Source organism: Gemmatimonadota bacterium (assembly GCA_009841265.1).
In the GTDB taxonomy this organism is placed as follows: Bacteria; JAAXHH01; JAAXHH01; order JAAXHH01; family JAAXHH01; genus JAAXHH01.
The window spans coordinates 525,357-542,954 of sequence record VXMB01000014.1 but is presented as its reverse complement, the minus strand read 5'-3'; the positions used below and the strand labels follow the sequence as shown (position 1 = coordinate 542,954).

Here is a 17,598-nt window from a genome sequence, read left to right as displayed (position 1 = left end):
CCGTCATCATTCGCTCCCGTTCCCGAGGTGGTCGATCAGGGCCTCCAGGCCCAGCCGGTAGCTGTCGCTTCCGTGTCCGCAGATCTGCCTGAGCGCCACGGGCTCGATATAGGAATGATGCCGGAACTTCTCCCGGGCGTGTATGTCCGACATGTGGACTTCCACGACGGGCAGGCCCACGGCGACGATGGCGTCGCGCAGGGCGATGCTCGTGTGGGTGTAAGCGCCGGGATTGATCAGGATGCCGTCGGCCCAGCCGAGGGCCTGCTGGATCTCGTCCACCAGCACACCCTCGTGGTTGGACTGGCGGATGCGCATCTTGATCCCCCGCCCCCCCGCGGCTGTCTCGAGGGACCGGTTGATGTCCTCCAGCGTATCCGTACCGTAGACTTCCGGCTCCCGGACGCCCAGCATGTTCAGGTTCGGGCCGTGCAACACGAGTAATTTCATCATGGTTTCGCCGATCCGGCGCCAGTGTGCCGCCGGTGCGCCGCCCTTCTAGTTCCCCGTCGCAAGGACGGACCGGATGTATTCGGCGGGCACGTCGTCGCGGACGGCCACCTCGCCGATGCGGTTGGGCAGGATGAAACGCGGGCGGCCGCCCACCGACTTCTTGTCGAGCTTCATGGTCTCGATGGTCGCCGGGACGTCCAGCCCGTCGCACCGGTGGGGCAGCCCTGTGCGCCGCACCAGTTCGATCAGCCGCCGGACGCTTACGTCGTCCAGCATTTTCATACGCTCCGCGACCCGGGCGGCGTAGACCATGCCGATGGCCACGGCCTCGCCGTGCAGCATGCCCGTCTGCGTCTCGATGGCGTGGCCCATGGTATGGCCGAAGTTGAGTATGGCCCGCCGTCCCAGTTCGCGCTCGTCGCCGCCGACCACTTCCGCCTTGATCTCGCAGGACCGCGCCACGAGGTGCGCCAGTACGCCGCGGTCGCGCTTCTGTATATCGTCCAGGCGCCCCTCAATATAGGCGAACAGGCCGGGGTCTGCAATGACGCCGTACTTGATCACTTCCGCCATGCCCGCGCGCAGTTCCCGGTCCGGCAGACTGTCGAGCGTGTCCAGGCTGGCCAGTACGAGCAGGGGCTGGTAGAACGCGCCGATCAGGTTCTTCCCGCGGCGGTGGTCCACGGCCACCTTGCCCCCCACGCTGGCGTCCACCTGGGCGAGGAGCGAGGTGGGGACCTGGATGAACGGGACGCCGCGCAGGAAGGTGGCCGCGGCGAAACCGGCCAGGTCTCCGATGACCCCGCCGCCCAGCGCGATGACGGGGGAACGGCGGTCCATCCGGTGGGCCAGCATGGCGTCATAGAGCTTTTCGGCCCAGGGAAGCGACTTCTGCTCCTCGCCGTCCGGCACTTCGACCAGGTCCGGTTCGAACCCGGCCGACCGCAGCGAGTCTGTCGTCCGGCCTCCGTAGCGTTCCGCGATGCCCGGATGGGTCACGACCAGCGCGCGACCGGTCAGATCGAAGGATTTCATCCGGGGTCCCAGCCGGTCGAGCACATCGGGCCCGATCACGATGTCATAGCTGTCGGGACCGAGGTCAACCCGGATCACGCGTTCTTCACTTTCTACCAGGGTCTTGACCATCTCCACCGTTTCCTCGATCGTATGCCGCGACGTGTCGATTTCGAGGTCTGCCCGGCCGTAGACCGGTGCGCGTTCGCGCTGGAGCGACCGAATCCGTTCCAGCGGGTCTACCCCGGCCAGGAGCGGCCTGGTCCCTGAATCGCCGCGCGTACGCGCCAGGACCGTCTCTGCCGGCGCCTTCAGGTGAATGACCGGACCCAGCGACCGCAGCACGGCGAAGTTGTCCGGATCGAGCACCGCGCCGCCGCCGGTGGCGACCACCCTGCGCACCCCGTCGGCGAGGTCCCGGATGACCGCCTTCTCGATCGTCCGGAAACCGGTCTCCCCCCGCTGCTCGAAGATCTCGGGGACACGCGCCGCGGCCTTCTTCTCGATCAGCGCGTCGGTGTCCACGAAGGGCACGCCCAGGGCGCGCGCGAGGCGCCACCCCACCGCCGTCTTGCCCGTGCCCATGAAGCCGATCAGGACGATGCCGCCGGATTGCCGTTTTCCAGGTTCAGCCACTTCCCGTCCACCTCTTGCCCGTGCCGTTTCCATCGCTAGTAACGCGCCAGCTGGTCCATATAGCCCTGGTAGTTGCGCAGCATTTCCTCCAGGCTGTCGCCCCCGAATTTTTCTTGCATGGCGTCGGCGACGACGAAGGCCACCACTGCTTCGCCGATCACGCCGGCGGCGGGCACGGTGCACACGTCCGACCGCTCCTTGGCGGAATCGAAGGCTTCCTTGGTCTCGATGTCCACCGACATGATCGTACGCATGAGCGTCGCGATGGGCTTGAGCGCGCCGCGGACGACGATTTCCTCGCCTTCGGTCATGCCGCCCTCTACGCCGCCGGCCCGGTTCGTCTCGCGGTAGAACCGTCCGCCTTCGTAGAAGATCTCGTCGTGAACCTCGGAACCGAGGACCCGGGTCACGCCGAAGCCCAGCCCGATCTCCACGCCCTTCACGGCCTGGATGCTCATGACGGCCTGGGCCAGGCGGCCGTCGAGCTTGCGGTCCCACTGCACGTGGCTGCCGAGGCCGGGCGGCGCGTTCAGCACCTTGACCTCGAAGACCCCGCCGATCGTGTCCTTGAGGGACTTTGCCCGGTCGATCTCCTCGATCATCTTCTGTGCGGCGTCTTCGTCGGCGCAGCGCACGGGCGAGGCTTCGGCCCGTTCGATGATCTCATCGTTCGACAGGCCGCTCACGTCCGCGTCCACCTGCCCGATCCGCACCACGTGGCTGAGCACGCGTATGCCGAAGGCCCCGAGGAGGGACCGGGCGATCGCGCCGACCGCGACGCGCATGGTCGTCTCCCGCGCGCTCGCCCGTTCCAGGATGTCCCGCAAATCGCGGCGGTCGTACTTCAGTCCGCCCGCGAGATCGGCGTGGCCGGGGCGGGGCCGGGTCACCCGCCGCCTTACCGGGCCGTCGGCCTCCTCGATCGCCATCACGTCCGTCCAGTTCTGCCAGTCCCGGTTCTGCACGACGAGAGAAACCGGTCCGCCCATGGTCGTGCCGTGGCGCACGCCGCCCCGGATCTCGATCGTATCGGTCTCGATCTGCATTCTCCGGCCCCGTCCGTAGCCGCCCTGGCGCCGTTTCAGGTCCCGGTCGATGTCTTCCGCGGCCACCGGCAGCCCCGCGGGCAGGCCTTCGAGGATTGCCGATATGGCCGGTCCGTGTGATTCGCCTGCGGTCAGGTATCGCAACATGCCTACTCCTCCCGGGCCTTCCTGCGCCTTAGCTGTTCCTCCAACGCGCTCTTCATCACTTCGACCGGCGCCGCGCGGCCGGTCCAGATTTCAAAAGACGCCGCGCCCTGGAACAGCAACATGCCGATGCCGTTCGAGGTCGCCGCGCCCCGTGACCGGGCGATTCGCATCAGTCCGGTCTCCGCCTGGTCGTAACGCGTGTCGTAGACGAACTGCCCGCTGGTGAACCAGTCGCCTTCCAGCGTCAGATCCCGCGGGATCGCGTTGATCACCAGGTCGGCCTCACGGACCGCAGCGCCGAGATCTGATGGCGACAGCTTGATCGCCTCCGCGCCACCCACCGAAGCCGTGTCCCGGGCCCGGTCCGCGTTGCGCGCGGCAATGGTAATCGATGCGGCCCCCTGCCCGCGGGCCATGGCGCAGGCCGCACGGGCCGCGCCGCCCGCGCCCAGGATCAACATCCTCGAACCTGCGACGGCAACGCCTTCTTCCCCGAGCGCCCGCAACAGTCCGGCGCCGTCCGTCGACGTGCCGGCGAGACAGCCCGACCGGTTCGCGATGGTGTTGACCGAACCGATCCTGCGGGCCTCTTCGGACACCTCGTCCAGGTAGGGCAGCACGTCCGTCTTGAGCGGCTTGGTCACGTTGACCCCCGCCAGCCCCAGTCCCCGGATGCCGTCGACAGCCCGCCGCACTTCGGTGGCCGCGATTTCGAAGGTTACATACACGTAGTCCAGTCCGCAATGGCGAAAGGCCGCGTTGTGCATGGCCGGCGAAAGCGTATACCCGATGCCCTGGCCGCATACGCCGACCACGCGGGTCGAACCCGATATGGCGGGGCCGATGGGCCCGTTTTCATGCGTAGAGATCATAAAGGCCGCCTCGCCGCCTCCACAAAAGCCCGGATCTTGCCGTGGTCCTTCCGGCCCGGTTCCCGTTCCACGCCGCTGCCCGTATCCACGCCGTAGGGTTGCACGCTGCGCACGGCCTCGGCTACGTTGTCCGGATTCAACCCGCCGCTCAGGATGACGCGGTGGGGACTGTCTTCCACGAGCCGCCAGTCGAAGGTGGTCCCCGTGCCGCCGTACCGGTCTTCGGCGAACGTATCGAGCAGTACCGCGCCGACGGGGTAGGCCGCAGCATCGGATTTCCACGATGCGTCCCTGACGCGGAAGGCCTTGATGACCGGTCGCTTCAGCGCTTCGCAGAAACCCGGCGGTTCGTCCCCGTGGAGCTGCACGACCCGGATTCCCGCGGCTTCGCAGATACCGTCGACGTCGTCCGCCGCCGCGTTCACGAATACGCCCACCGGGACGACGAAGGGCGGCAGTCCGGCCACGATTTCCGCGGCCCGTTCCGGCGCCACGCAGCGGGGACTGCCCCCATAGAAAATGAACCCGAGCGCGTCCGCGCCCGCGCGAACGGCCGCCGCGGCGTCCGCCTCGTTCGTGATGCCGCAGATCTTGATCCTGACCGTATTCATGGCCCTGCCCCCGGGGTAGCCGTTCGACTTCGGATCCCCTGCTGCGCCTTCGCGGTGGACCGGCCCAGCAGGGCGTCCAGTTGTCCGCCGATCTCCTCCGCCCCCATCAGGGACTCGCCCACGAGTACGGCGTCGAATCCCGCCTCCTGCAGCCTTAGGACGTCCTCGCGCCCGTGGATCCCGCTTTCGCTGACGGTCACGATGCCCCGCGGGATGCGCGGACGGAGACGCAGCGACGTATCCAGCGAAACGGTGAAGTCCGTCAGGTCCCGGTTGTTGATGCCGATGATGCGGCTGCCCGCCGCCAGGGCCCGGTCCAGTTCCCCCTCGTCGTGCACTTCCACCAGGCAGTGCAGGCCGCAGGCCGCCGCGGTCCGCTGCAGGTCCGCCAGGCGGTCGTCGTCCAGGATGGCCGCGATGAGCAGCATGGCGTCCGCGCCCAGCGCCGCGGTCTCGTGGACCTGGTACTCGTCCACGATGAACTCCTTGCGCAGCACGGGCACGGGAACGCACCGCCGGAGTACCACCAGGTCCTCGTCGCTGCCCTCGAAGAACCGCCGGTCCGTCAACACCGATATGGCCGAAGCGCCGTGGGCCGCGTAGACCGGTCCGATCTCCGTGGGCGCCGCGTCGGGACGGATCGCGCCTTTCGACGGCGAGGCCTTCTTGAATTCGGCGATGACCCCGATGCCGTCTCCCTGTTTCAGCGCGCGGTCGAAGAGGCGGATGTCGCGGCGGCGAACGGGCTCGCCTTCGGGCAGGGGCACGCGCCGCTTCCGGTCTTCGACCTCTTCGATCTTATGCGCTACGATCCGATCCAGGATATTCATGGCTCTTGTGTCTTTCCCATCCCGTTTCCCGGGGTCCGGGGGGTCATTCGACGGTCATGCGGACCAGCGCGTCGAGTTTCTCCCGCGCCTCGCCGGTGTCGATGGCCCGGGCTGCCTTTTCGATGCCCTCGCCGAAGTCCTCCGCGGCGCCGCCGGCCACGATCGCCGCCGCGGCGTTAAGCAGGACGATGTCCCGACGGGGGCCGGACTCCCCGGCCAGCACGGACCGGATGATCTCCGCATTCTCTTCCGCCTCGCCCCCTCTGAGGTCCTCGATGGACGCCCGCGGCAGGCCGAAATCTTCCGGCGCGACGTCATAGGTCCTCACGACGCCGTCCCGGGCCTCCGCCACGTGGGTCGGCGCCGTGGTAGTGAACTCGTCCAGCCCGTCCGCGCTGTGCACCACGAAAGCGCGCTCCGCCCCCAGGTTATTCAGCACGTGGGCGGCGGTCTGGATGACGCCCGCGTCGTATACGCCCATGACCTGGGCCGTGGTCCCGGCCGGATTGGTCAGCGGTCCCAGCAGGTTGAGCACCGTCCGCACGCCGAGCTCCCGGCGCGGACCGCTCGCGAACCGCATGGCCGAGTGGAGGGCCGGGGCGAACATGAACCCGATGCCGATCTCGTCGATGCAGGCGGATACCTTTTCCGGAGGCAATTCGATATGGACGCCCAGGGCCGTCAGCACGTCAGCGCTGCCCGCCTTGCTGGAAGCCGCGCGGCCGCCGTGCTTGGCGATGAACGCGCCCGCGGCCGCGGCGACGAAAGCCGCCGCCGTCGAGATGTTGAACGTATGCTTTCCGTCACCGCCCGTGCCGCAGGTATCCACGATGGGATAGGCCTTGCAGTCGATCCGCGTGGCCCTGGCGCGCATGACCCTGGCGAACCCGGTGACCTCCTCGATCGTCTCGCCCTTCAACCGGAAGGCGACGAGGAACGCGCCGATCTGCGCCGGCGTGGCGTCCCCCGACATGATCCCGTTCATGACCTCCACGGCTTCCGCTTCGGTCAGCGAGGCTCCTTCAATTGCCTTCGCAATCGCTTGCTGTATCATGTAACCCCGTCTCCTTCGCGTTGCTTGAAACCCGGTCGCGGGGACGAACGCCGTTATCGCCCCACCGCCTGCCGCACGATCTCCATGGTCGGGCGGGCCAGATCGCGTGCGTTGCAAGCACCCGCTTCCAGCAAGCGGTCGATGCGGGACCGGTCGGCCATCAACTCCTCGTAAACCGCCCTGGGGCGTTCCAGTAAACCATCGATGAGGTCGAACAACTCTTCCTTGGCCGCTTTCCAGGTAATCCGGCCCTGCACCAGCCGGCTTCGCATCGTCTCGGTCCGGTCCCCGTCCGCGAACTGCCTGTAGATCTGGAATACGAGCGACGTCCCGGGGTCCTTGGGCGCGCCGGGCGGACTCGAATCCGTCCTGATCCCGAATATGGCCTTGCGCAACTGTTCGCGCGACCCGAAAAGCGGTATGGTGTTGTTATAGGCCTTGCTCATCTTTCTGCCGTCCGTACCGGGTATTTCGGCCGTTGAAGGATCGGACAGGTACAGCGGCAGGGTGAGCACGTCGCCGAAGCTCCGGTTGAAACGCGCGGCGATGTCCCTGGCGATCTCGATGTGCTGTTCCTGGTCCCGCCCCACCGGAACGTACTTCGCCTGGAACAGCAGGATGTCCGCCGCCATGAGTATGGGATAGGAATACAGTCCCATGTTCACCCCGGCGTCCGCGTCCCTGGCGTCTGTGTCCCCGGCGTCTGTGTCCCCGGCGTCCGCGTCTCCGGCGTCGGCGCCTCCGCCGCCTCGCACGTGGCCTTGCATGTGTCGGTCCACCTGCGCCTTGTACGCGTGGGCGCGGTTCATCAGGCCTTTCGACGTCGAACAGGACAGGATCCAGGACAGTTCGAAGACCTCGGGCACGTCCGACTGGCGGTAGAAGACCTGGCGTTCGGGATCCAGCCCGCAGGCGATCCAGGTCGCGGCGAGTTCGTGGCACAGGTCCCTGAAGCGCACGGGGTCCTTCACGAGCGTCAGGGCGTGATAGTCCGCCAGAAAATACATGGCATGCGCTTCGGGCGACTGCCGCGCGAGTTCCAACGCGGGCCGGATGGCGCCGATGTAATTGCCGAGGTGCGGACTGCCCGTTGGTTTGATGCCCGTCAGGATGACTTCGCGCCGGTTCATGGGCCGGTTCATGAGCCGCCCTCCCGGCTCGCGTCCACCGCATCGGCCGCTCGGACCAGCTTCCTGAAGACGTTGTCGATGAGCCGTATGCCGATCCCGTCCTTGAGCGTCATGATGGATTCGGGATGGAACTGCACCGCCGCCACGGGCATCGTGCGATGTTCGATGGCCATGACGACGCCGTCCTCGGTCTCCGCCGTGACCGTAAGTTCCGGCGGCAGCCGATCGCGATCGGCGTGCAGGGAGTGATAGCGGCCTACCGTGAAGGACCGGGGGAACCCTTCGAACAGTGTCCCGGCCTGTCCAGCCCGCCCGGCCCGCCCGGCCTGCCCGGCCCGGACGGTCACGCGCGACGCCTTCCCGTGCATGGGATAGGGCAGCACGCCCAGGGTGCCGCCGAAGTACTCGACGATACCCTGCAGCCCCAGGCAGACGCCGAAGATGGGCAGCGCTCGTTCCAGCGCCGCGTCGATGGCCAGCTCCACGTCGAAATCCGACGGTTGGCCGGGACCGGGCGACAGAAAGACCAGGTCCGGGTCGTAGGCGTCCATGAGTTCCATCAGCCTGGACCGCGAGATACCCGTCCGGACCGTCATGACGTCGGCGCCGGTCTGCCGCAGGTAGTTGGCCAGCGTATGCACGAAAGAATCCTCGTAGTCGACCAGAAACACCCGTTTCCCCTCACCCGAGTTTTCCGCGGAACCGGTATGCTGCGAATCCCCGCCCGATCCTCGGGGGCGCCGGATCGCGTCGATGAACGCCATGGCCTTGAGTTCCGTCTCCCGCTCCTCGTCCCCGGGATCGGAGTCGATCAGCAGCGTGCTCCCGGCCCTCACTTCGGCGATCCCGTCTTTGATGCGTATGGTCCTCAGGGTAAGCCCCGTGTTCATGTTTCCGTCGAATCCGAGGAATCCGATCGCGCCTCCGTACCACGAGCGGCAGGACCGTTCGTTTTCTTCAATGAACCGCATGGCCCAGATTTTCGGCGCGCCGGTCACGGTGACCGCCCAGGTGTGCGCAAGAAAGGCGTCCAGCGCATCATACTCCGGCCGCAGAATGCCTTCCACGTGGTCGACCGTGTGAATAACCCGCGAGTACATCTCGATCTGCCGCCGGCCGATGACACGGACGCTTCCGGGCACGCAGATCCGTGACTTGTCGTTCCGGTCCACGTCCGTGCACATGGTCAGTTCCGAGTCCCCTTTCTCCGAACTCAGCAGCTTGAGAATCTGGTCGGCGTCGCTTAGCGCGTCGTTCCCCCGGCTGACCGTGCCGGCGATGGGACAGGTCTCGATGCGGATCCCTTCGCCCCGGACGAACATCTCGGGCGAAGCACCGACCAGGTATTCCCGCTGTCCCAGGTTGATGAGCGTGGCGTACGGCGCGGGGTTTCGTTCCCTGAGGCGCCGGAAAACCTCGGAGGGCGGATCGGGGCATGATTCGTAGAAGGTCTGGCTGGGGACGACCTCGAACAGATCGCCTTTCCTGAAGTATTCGTGCGCCTGTCGCACGACATCCCCATACTCGCCCTTCTCGTACTCTCTGCCGGTCGCGACGCGACCTCCGCGGTAGGGCTGGACTGCGCCTTCCCTGGGCAGGCCCTGGGTAGACCCGCCGCCCGTATCGAATTCGTAGTCGTACCGGACGGCCACCTCGCGGTTGTGATCGACCGTCACCAACCGGTCGGGCAGGTAGAGCACCAGGTCGCGCTGGTCCGCAGGGCGGCTCAGCCGGTAGTCCATGGGTTCGAACTGGAAGGCCAGGTCGTAGCCGAAGGCGCCGTAGAGGCCGAGATGATGCTCATCCGGGCAGGAGAAGAGATCGATGATCCCCCGCAGGATCGAGAAAACGGAGGGTTGCCGGCTGCGCTGCTCTTCCGGGAAATATCCGTCGGGCGGATGCACCTCGCCGGAGACGCGGTCTTCGTGAAGGGCAACGGTACGCGTGGCCCGCAGACCTTCGACCTGCGCGAGGATCGCCGGCAGCAACACCCTGCCCCGGGCGTTCAGGGCCTCGATACGAAAGGCGTTCTCCCGGGTTTCGAGCCGGATCGGCGGATCGAAGAACCCCATGTCCCACCGGGTATACCTTCCGGGATACTCGTAACCGGACGCGAACAGGGCGCCCAGGCGGGCATCGAGCGCGTCGATTACGGGTTCAATGGCTTCGTCCGGGGAAAGATGCTCGGCGTACCGCTTGACGGCCAGGCCGCCCCCGGTCTGGTACTCAATGGCTTCCAGGTGTATATGGGTAACACGCATGGTCCTGTCCCGCTCCCGGTGAACCGTTGCTGTAGTATCCCCAACCCTTTAGCGGCCCGTATTCGATTCACCCCATAAAACAAAAAAGGCCGCTACCTTGTGAGGGTAGAGGCCGGTCAAATCAACGAAGGATGAATCTACTTCAATCAGGCGCCGCTTCGCATGACATGCCGCCTCGTCCCATAAAAAGGCCACCAGGTAAACAGATCGCTCTGCTTCCGCCAAGCGTAGAATCGGGATGACCGGGACGAACTTGCGGCTGTCATTTCAGTCCATTGCTCGATGTGAAAACCGTTCGGCTGCCTTATGTCGAATGCGGCATTATAGCGCGGTACGGCGGCGAAGTCAAGGTTTTTTCTCAACAAGAAAACAGTTGCGAATTCGAGGGGCAGCCTGTACCATGCTGGCGTTGTAGAGCGTCCGAGTCGGCCGTTGGAATCGGGGTGCGCCGAATATGCAGGACAGGGAACCCGGTCTGTTCAGGAAGTGGTTCTGGAATACCTATGATTACCTGGGAACGCTGATCGTGATCAACATCCTCTGGTTGCTGCTTGCCCTGCCGCTGGTAACCCTTCCCCTCGCCTTCGCCGGACTGTTCCGGGTCACCGGACGCATCGCGGCCTACGAAGAAACGGGCATCGGGGACTTCTTCGCCCACACCCGCGGGGACCTGCGCCGGAGCTTTCTGATCTGCGGCCTGTACGCGGGCGTCCTGATCCTCCTCGCGGCCAACGTGCTTTTCTACGTGCGGCTCATGGAAGACTGGCCATGGACGGGGGCGATACTGAGCGGCGTGATGATGTGGCTGATCGTCTTCGTCTGCATGACGGCCGTATACGCGCTGCCCCTCATGCTGCGCGAGCAAGCACCGGTCAGGCAGATCGTCCGGACGGGCGTATACCTGGTCGTGGACAACCCGCGGCGTTCCTTCGCGCTTTTGGCGGCCGGTTCCCTCGTCATGGCCTTCAGCCTGGCCAGCGGCATCGGGCTGCTCTTTCTGGGGCTCGGCGCCATCGGCGTCCTGTTCAGCACCGGGCTGAGGGAAATCCTGAAACGATATGAACAGAGGGAGGCCGGCGTCCTGGAGGAAGCGCGTGGATGGCGGGACCTGCTCCGCCCATGGGGGTATTCATGATGGGGAAGGAGGTCCGCGGCGACGCCGGGGAGGCCACCGCGCCGTTCATCGTGATCGAAGGGATCGACGGGGCGGGCAAGACGACCCAGTTGAAGCGGCTCAGGCGGTGGATGGAAACCCGTTACGGCGGTCCGGTCCATACCACGGGGGAACCCACGAACCGCCCCATCGGAAGACTGTTGAAGGACGCCCTTCAGCGCCGGGTGGAGCTCGACGGCATTTGTCACGCGCTGCTGTTCGCGGCCGATCGGATCGACCACGTCAAATCGGAAATCGAATCCCACATACACCGCGGAATCCCCGTGCTGTGCGACCGGTATTTCCTCTCGTCCTTCGCCTACCAGTGGCGGGAGATGCCCGGCGAGCTGGACTGGATCGAGTCGATCAACGCCCGGGCGATCCACCCCCACCTGACCCTGCTGATCGACGCGCCCGCCGAAGTCTGCATGGACCGCATACGCCGGGCGCGGCCGGATACCGAACTGTTCGAAGATCTCGAAACGCTCCGCGCCATCCGCGAAAACTACCTGGAACTGGCGCGGCGTAGAAGCGCCCTGGACCACATCCGGATCATCGACGGCGCGCGCACGCCCGACGAAGTGCAGGAGGAAGCGCGCGCACGGGTGGAAGAAGTGATGCAACCCTCCTGCAGCGGATAGCGCCATGCTGACCTACATTCTCCGGTTCGTAATGAGATTCCTGGCGGGGATCCTGATCCAGCAGGTCCTTCGTTTCCTGGCCGCCATGGTCATGCGTCCCCCCCGGCCGGCCCGTCCGGCGCCCGAACCCCGGTCCCGGACGCCGAAGAAGCCGAAGACGACCATCGATCCGAGGAATATCGAGGAAGGCAAGTTCGAGGACATCTCAGGGAAGTGACCCCGTGAGCAAAGTAACACCGTGAGTAGAGGATGCTTAGAAACTTCACCTGGATCATACCCCGTCGGCTGGCCGGCATGGCCCTGCCGACGGGCGCCCTTCGAGGTCGCGCGGGCGCTGCGGCGGACCCCGCACTGGTGCAGGACCTGATGCGCCTGAAGGAACAGGGCGTGCGCACCGTGGTGTCCCTGACGCGCGAACCGCTCCACGAAGGGACACTGGACCACTGCGGGATCCACAGTCTGCACATTCCCGTGGAGGACATGACGGCGCCTTCTCCGGAACAGATCCTCCGGGCTGTTGAGTTTATCGATGAGCATGTGGAACAGGGCGGCGTGGTGGTGCACTGCATGGCGGGCATAGGCCGCACCGGAACCGTGCTGGCCGGGTATCTCGTCTGGCGGGGATCCACGCCCGAAGCCGCCATAGCGGAAATCAGAAACAGCCGGCCCGGTTCGGTGGAGACCTTCGACCAGGAGTCGTCGATCTTCCGGTTCGCCGAATCCATGGCCGGGCACAAAGCGTAAAAAAACGCGCGTAGGAAGAGACGCGCCAGGGAGGCAACCAGCCCCATGTTCACGATCGCCGTAATCACCGACGAAGTGTCCCAGGACCTGGACAGGGTCATCGCATTCGCCCGTGATTTCAACCTGGACGGGATCGAGATCCGATCGATCTGGGACAAGCCGCCCCAGGATCTTGACGACGATGAGATCGCCCGGATCAGGGACCGGACCGGTGAAGCCGGACTGGCGGTCATCGGAGTGGCGCCACCATTCTACAAGTGCGACATAGACGACGACGCCTCCTGTAGCGAACATCTCGATATCCTACGCAGGAGCATACGGGTCGCCCGGGGACTGGACACGCCGCTGGTCCGCGTCTTCGCCTTCTGGAAACAGGATCCCCTCGACCATTTCTGGGACCGAATTGTCGACCGGTACCACGAACCTGTCCGGATCGCCGAGGGCGAGGGCGTCGTGCTGGGACTGGAAAACGAAATGTCCACCATGATCGGCACCGGCGCGGAAACCCGGCGTTTGATCGACGTCCTGGATACACCGGTCGTCAAACCCCTCTGGGATCCCTGCAACGAACTGTTCGACGACGACGGTCACGCACCTTATCCCGACGGCTACGATCACATCCGGACGGACATGTATCACATGCACATCAAGGATGGTGCCAGGGGCACGGACGGGGGGTATGTCAATGTTCCCATGTGCGAAGGCGAAATAGACTACCGCGGTCAGTTCGCCGACCTGGTCGAGCAGGACTACGAGGGTTGCGTGTCACTCGAGACCCATTGGCGCATCGGACCGGAGCAGATCGAACAGACCCTGCTTGAATTGCCTGGTGGAAAACAGTTTTCGGAGGCCGGTGAAGCAGCCTCCAGGATCTGCATGCGGAACACGCTGGACCTCCTGGCCGACCTGGGCGTGGAGCGGTCCGGCCGGCCCGCGTAACGCACCGACCCGAGTCGCGGTTCAACCGGAAAGGGAAGAAAGGGAATAAAATGAAAGACCACCCGTACAGGACGCACACCTGCGGTGAATTGCGGCAGACCGACGATGGAACGCGGGTGCGGATCGCCGGCTGGGTGCACCGCAAGCGGGACCACGGCGGCCTGCTCTTCATCGACCTGAGAGACCACTACGGGGTTACGCAGGTCGTCATCACACCGGAAAGCGGATTCCACGAGGAGGCGGGAGACCTGCGTTCGGAGAGCGTCGCCACCTTTACCGGCGAGGTGATCCTGCGGGCGGAGGATGCGATCAACCCCAACCTGCCCACCGGGCACATCGAGGTGAAGGCCGATTCCATGACGGTGCTCAGCGCCGCGGATGCCCTGCCCCTGTCGGTCGCCGACGAGCGGGAATACCCGGAGGCCACCCGGCTGACCTACCGCATGCTGGACCTGCGCAGGGAGCGGCTGCACCACAACATCATCATGCGGTCGCGCATCATCGCGAGCATTCGGCGCCGCATGACGGAAATGGGTTTCAACGAGTTCAACACGCCCATCCTCACCAGCAGTTCGCCCGAGGGCGCGCGGGACTACCTGGTCCCGAGCCGCGTGCATCCCGGAAAGTTCTACGCCCTGCCCCAGGCGCCGCAGCAGTTCAAGCAGCTTCTGATGATCTCGGGGTTCGACCGGTACTTCCAGATCGCCCCGTGCTTCCGGGATGAAGACGCCCGGGCCGACCGATCGCCGGGCGAGTTCTACCAGCTGGACGTGGAGATGTCCTTCGTCGAGCAGGACGACGTCTTCGAAGCGCTGGAGACCCTGTTTTACGGCCTGTTCACCGAGTTCAGCGACTGGGACGTCACCGCCCCGCCCTTCCCGCGCATCCCCTACCGCGACGCGATGCTCCGCTACGGGACCGACAAGCCCGACCTCCGGTTCGGCCTGGAGATCGAGGACGTCACCGAGGCCTTCCGGACGTCGGAATTCAACGCCTTCCGCCAGATCGTCGAGAAGGGCGGCGGCGTCCGGGTCCTGGCCGTCCCGGGCGTGGCCGACCGGTCCCGCAGTTTCTTCGACAACCTGGACCGGACCGTGAAAGAGGATTTCGGGGGACGGGGCGCGGCGTACATCTCCTTCACCGAGGACGGGGTAAAGGGTTCCATCGCCCGCGTGCTGGACGGGCCGACCCTGGAACGGCTGAAATCAGTCATCGAACCCGAAACGGGGGCCTCGTGGTTCTTCGTGGCCGACACGGAGGAACGGGCCGTCGACGTGGCGGGCCGGCTCCGGCTGCATTTCGCCGACCTGCTCGACCTGCGGGAACCGGGCGCCTACCGCTTCTGCTGGATCGTCGATTTCCCCATGTACGAGCACGACGCCGAATCGGGCAAGGTGATCTTCTCCCATAATCCATTCTCCATGCCCCAGGGCGGCCTCGAAGCCCTGGAGACCACGCCGCCCCTCGAGGTCCTGGCCTACCAGTACGACATCGTCTGCAACGGAACGGAGCTGTCCAGCGGCGCCATCCGGAACCACCGGCCCGACATCATGTACCGGGCCTTCGAAATCGCCGGTTATTCGGCCGGCGAGGTCGACGCGGAGTTCGGCGGGATGATCAGCGCGCTGAAGTACGGCGCGCCTCCCCACGGCGGCATCGCTCCGGGCATCGACCGCATCGTCATGCTCCTCACCGACGAGACCAATCTCCGGGAGGTCATCGCCTTCCCCCTGAACCAGAACGCCCAGGACCTGCTCATGGGCGCGCCCGGGGAGGTCAGCGAAAAACAGCTCCGGGAACTCCACATCCGCCTTCGGCGGTAGCCCGGCCCCGTCTCCATTTAATTTTACTTACACCCTTGACATTGGCAGGGATGTTGATTATATTTACCTGTCTGTGTTCTTGAGCTGCTCAAGATGCGGATCCGTACTGATTATAATGGCCACCATAGCTCCAATGGCAGAGCGGCTGATTTGTAATCAGTAGGTTCTCGGTTCGAATCCGAGTGGTGGCTTTCAGGCAGCCAGGGGAGGTTCCAGAGCGGTCAAATGGGACGGACTGTAAATCCGTTGGCTCAGCCTTCGCAGGTTCGAATCCTGCCCTCCCCATGTTTCGCTAAGGGGTCCGGCTGGCCAGGCTGACCAGCAGCTTCAGAACGAAGACCGGCGGGAATAGCTCAGTTGGCTAGAGCATCAGCCTTCCAAGCTGAGGGTCGCGGGTTCGAGTCCCGTTTCCCGCTCTAAAGGTCCCGAGTCCGAGGTTCGGAATATCTGAAGGTTTTTACCGCAGAACTGTAAAAACTTATCTGAACCTTGAACGAAAGCGCCCTTGTAGCTCAGTTGGTAGAGCAACACCATGGTAAGGTGTAGGTCGCCGGTTCAAGTCCGGCCGAGGGCTTCGGTGCTGACTTAGAAGACGTTTACGTTTCGTTAACCCAGCCGGTTCAGGAGAAAGACTCCATGTCGAAGGAAAGATTCGAGCGTACCAAGCCCCACGTGAACATCGGCACGATCGGTCACGTGGACCACGGCAAGACGACCCTCACGGCGGCGATCACCAAGGTCCTGGCCGAGCAGGGGCTGGCCGAGTTCCAGGATTACGACCAGATCGACAACGCCCCCGAAGAGAAGGAGCGCGGCGTCACCATCAACGTGCACCACGCCGAGTACGAGACCGCCAACAGGCACTACGCCCACGTGGACTGTCCCGGACACGCCGACTACATCAAGAACATGATCACCGGAGCGGCCCAGATGGACGGCGCCATCCTCGTGGTCTCCGCCGCCGACGGGCCCATGCCCCAGACCCGGGAGCACATCCTCCTGGCCAGGCAGGTCAACGTGCCCGCCATCGTCGTCTTTCTGAACAAGTGCGACCAGGTCGACGACGAGGAGCTGCTCGAACTCGTGGAGCTCGAGGTCAGGGAACTGCTCTCCTCCTACGACTTCCCGGGCGACGACATCCCCGTGATCCGGGGCAGCGCCCTGCAGGCCATGGAAGGCGAGGCCGGTTCGGAGGCCACCACGGCCATCACCGAGCTCATGGACACCGTCGACGAGTACATCCCCACCCCGGTACGTGACGAGGACCGGCCCTTTCTCATGCCCGTGGAGGACGTCTTCTCCATCACCGGCAGGGGCACCGTCGGCACCGGGCGCGTGGAGAGCGGCGTCATCAACAAGAACGACGAGGTGGAGATCATCGGCATCAAGGATACCCGCAAGACCGTCGTCACCGACATCGAGATGTTCAGAAAGTTCCTCGACGACGCGCGGGCCGGCGACAACGTGGGACTGCTCCTGCGCGGCGTGGACAAGGAATCCTTAGAGCGCGGCCAGGTCGTGGCCAAGCCCGGGTCCATCACGCCCCATACCAAGTTCAAGGCCCAGGTCTACGTCCTCAAGCAGGAGGAAGGCGGAAGGCATACCCCCTTCTTCAACAACTACCGGCCCCAGTTCTACTTCCGCACCACCGACGTCACCGGGTCGGTCGCACTGCCCTCCGGCGTGGAGATGGTCATGCCCGGGGACAACGTCGACATGGAAGTCAATCTCATGCAGCCCATCGCCATGGACCGGGAACTGCGCTTCGCCATACGCGAAGGCGGCAGGACCGTCGGCGCGGGCGTCGTCACCGAAGTCATCGAGTAGTACGGCAGGTATAGACAGGACACCGGACGGAGCGGCCGAAGCGCCGCCCCCCGGCTGGTCTGGATGAACTTGACATAGAAGACGCGCATAACCGCAGGCCGGCGACGCGAACTGAGCGGAAAACACGGTTCCGGCCTGCCTTTTTATGCGGTACGCACATGCGCGCGGGCACGCGGGAAGGAACGGCCCGGGCCGGCGCAACCGCACGAAGCAGGGATCATGTACGAACGAACGGTGGACTTTCTGAGGGAAGTGAGGACGGAGCTCTCCAAGGTGAGCTGGCCGAGCCGGAACGAACTGATCGGTTCGACGACCGTGGTCATCATCATCACGCTCATCCTGGCCGCCTTCACCGGCGTGATCGACTTCATCCTGTCCATCATACTGAGCCGTCTGCTCGGGGCCTGACGCGTAGCG

17 protein-coding genes and 4 tRNA genes are annotated in these 17,598 nt (G+C 65.1%); 12 read left to right on the top strand and 9 right to left on the bottom strand.

The annotated features are described in order from the left end of the window. Positions 1 to 6: 6 nt before the first annotated feature. Genes aroQ through F4X08_14945 form a run of 9 tightly spaced genes read right to left on the bottom strand, consistent with a single transcriptional unit; the run spans position 7 to position 10,054 of the window. The gene (aroQ, locus tag F4X08_14985) at positions 7 to 453 is read right to left on the bottom strand and encodes a type II 3-dehydroquinate dehydratase (GenBank protein MYD27102.1); all 447 of its coding nucleotides are present in this window, start codon (positions 451 to 453) and stop codon (positions 7 to 9) included. A 45-nt stretch (positions 454 to 498) separates the two neighbouring features. Beyond that, the gene (locus F4X08_14980) at positions 499 to 2,136 is read right to left on the bottom strand and encodes a 3-dehydroquinate synthase (protein MYD27101.1); all 1,638 of its coding nucleotides are present in this window, start codon (positions 2,134 to 2,136) and stop codon (positions 499 to 501) included. Positions 2,137 to 2,138: 2 nt separating this feature from the next. After that, positions 2,139 to 3,293, bottom strand: coding sequence for a chorismate synthase (aroC, locus tag F4X08_14975; GenBank protein ID MYD27100.1), 1,155 nt, complete (start codon positions 3,291 to 3,293; stop codon positions 2,139 to 2,141). Positions 3,294 to 3,298: 5 nt separating this feature from the next. Continuing rightward, positions 3,299 to 4,168 carry a shikimate dehydrogenase gene (gene aroE, locus F4X08_14970; protein ID MYD27099.1) on the bottom strand — a complete coding sequence of 290 codons (870 nt, stop codon included), beginning with the start codon at positions 4,166 to 4,168 and terminating at the stop codon, positions 3,299 to 3,301. After that, positions 4,165 to 4,779: a phosphoribosylanthranilate isomerase gene (locus tag F4X08_14965; GenBank protein MYD27098.1), complete on the bottom strand. Its 615-nt coding sequence runs from the start codon at positions 4,777 to 4,779 to the stop codon at positions 4,165 to 4,167. The genes aroE and F4X08_14965 overlap by 4 nt, the downstream gene beginning before the upstream one ends. After that, on the bottom strand, positions 4,776 to 5,609 hold the full coding sequence (gene trpC, locus F4X08_14960; protein MYD27097.1) for an indole-3-glycerol phosphate synthase TrpC: 834 nt from the start codon (positions 5,607 to 5,609) through the stop codon (positions 4,776 to 4,778). The genes F4X08_14965 and trpC overlap by 4 nt, the downstream gene beginning before the upstream one ends. A 43-nt stretch (positions 5,610 to 5,652) precedes the next feature. Next, positions 5,653 to 6,663, bottom strand: a complete 1,011-nt coding sequence (gene trpD / locus F4X08_14955; protein MYD27096.1) for an anthranilate phosphoribosyltransferase — start codon at positions 6,661 to 6,663, stop codon at positions 5,653 to 5,655. A 53-nt stretch (positions 6,664 to 6,716) separates the two neighbouring features. Then, the gene (gene trpS / locus F4X08_14950) at positions 6,717 to 7,793 is read right to left on the bottom strand and encodes a tryptophan--tRNA ligase (GenBank protein MYD27095.1); all 1,077 of its coding nucleotides are present in this window, start codon (positions 7,791 to 7,793) and stop codon (positions 6,717 to 6,719) included. Between the two features lie 8 nt (positions 7,794 to 7,801). Then, entirely contained in the window at positions 7,802 to 10,054 is a 2,253-nt protein-coding gene (locus F4X08_14945; protein ID MYD27094.1) for an anthranilate synthase component I, read from the bottom strand. 454 nt (positions 10,055 to 10,508) lie between these two features. On the opposite strand from F4X08_14945, the gene F4X08_14940 reads away from it, so the two are divergent. From F4X08_14940 to secE, 12 genes are all read left to right on the top strand, one after another. Beyond that, the gene (locus F4X08_14940) at positions 10,509 to 11,189 is read left to right on the top strand and encodes a DUF624 domain-containing protein (GenBank protein ID MYD27093.1); all 681 of its coding nucleotides are present in this window, start codon (positions 10,509 to 10,511) and stop codon (positions 11,187 to 11,189) included. Continuing rightward, positions 11,153 to 11,848 carry a dTMP kinase gene (gene tmk, locus F4X08_14935; GenBank protein MYD27092.1) on the top strand — a complete coding sequence of 232 codons (696 nt, stop codon included), beginning with the start codon at positions 11,153 to 11,155 and terminating at the stop codon, positions 11,846 to 11,848. Before F4X08_14940 ends, tmk begins: the two co-directional genes overlap by 37 nt. Before the next feature lie 4 nt (positions 11,849 to 11,852). After that, a complete protein-coding gene (locus F4X08_14930; protein MYD27091.1) occupies positions 11,853 to 12,065 on the top strand; it encodes a hypothetical protein in 213 nt (70 codons plus the stop codon). A gap of 32 nt (positions 12,066 to 12,097) precedes the next feature. Beyond that, positions 12,098 to 12,592: a hypothetical protein gene (locus F4X08_14925; protein MYD27090.1), complete on the top strand. Its 495-nt coding sequence runs from the start codon at positions 12,098 to 12,100 to the stop codon at positions 12,590 to 12,592. Positions 12,593 to 12,637: 45 nt separating this feature from the next. After that, on the top strand, positions 12,638 to 13,531 hold the full coding sequence (locus tag F4X08_14920) for a sugar phosphate isomerase/epimerase (protein ID MYD27089.1): 894 nt from the start codon (positions 12,638 to 12,640) through the stop codon (positions 13,529 to 13,531). 50 nt (positions 13,532 to 13,581) lie between these two features. Further along, positions 13,582 to 15,354: an aspartate--tRNA ligase gene (aspS, locus tag F4X08_14915; GenBank protein MYD27088.1), complete on the top strand. Its 1,773-nt coding sequence runs from the start codon at positions 13,582 to 13,584 to the stop codon at positions 15,352 to 15,354. Positions 15,355 to 15,472: 118 nt separating this feature from the next. Further along, a tRNA-Thr gene (locus F4X08_14910) sits at positions 15,473 to 15,545 on the top strand. Positions 15,546 to 15,557: 12 nt separating this feature from the next. Continuing rightward, positions 15,558 to 15,639 (top strand) — tRNA-Tyr (locus tag F4X08_14905). A gap of 57 nt (positions 15,640 to 15,696) precedes the next feature. Further along, a tRNA-Gly gene (locus tag F4X08_14900) sits at positions 15,697 to 15,770 on the top strand. An 85-nt stretch (positions 15,771 to 15,855) separates the two neighbouring features. Beyond that, positions 15,856 to 15,928, top strand: a tRNA-Thr gene (locus F4X08_14895). Positions 15,929 to 15,990: 62 nt separating this feature from the next. Continuing rightward, positions 15,991 to 17,181 carry an elongation factor Tu gene (gene tuf, locus F4X08_14890; protein MYD27087.1) on the top strand — a complete coding sequence of 397 codons (1,191 nt, stop codon included), beginning with the start codon at positions 15,991 to 15,993 and terminating at the stop codon, positions 17,179 to 17,181. Between the two features lie 219 nt (positions 17,182 to 17,400). Then, positions 17,401 to 17,589, top strand: coding sequence for a preprotein translocase subunit SecE (gene secE / locus F4X08_14885; GenBank protein MYD27086.1), 189 nt, complete (start codon positions 17,401 to 17,403; stop codon positions 17,587 to 17,589). The last annotated feature ends 9 nt before the right edge of the window (positions 17,590 to 17,598 follow it).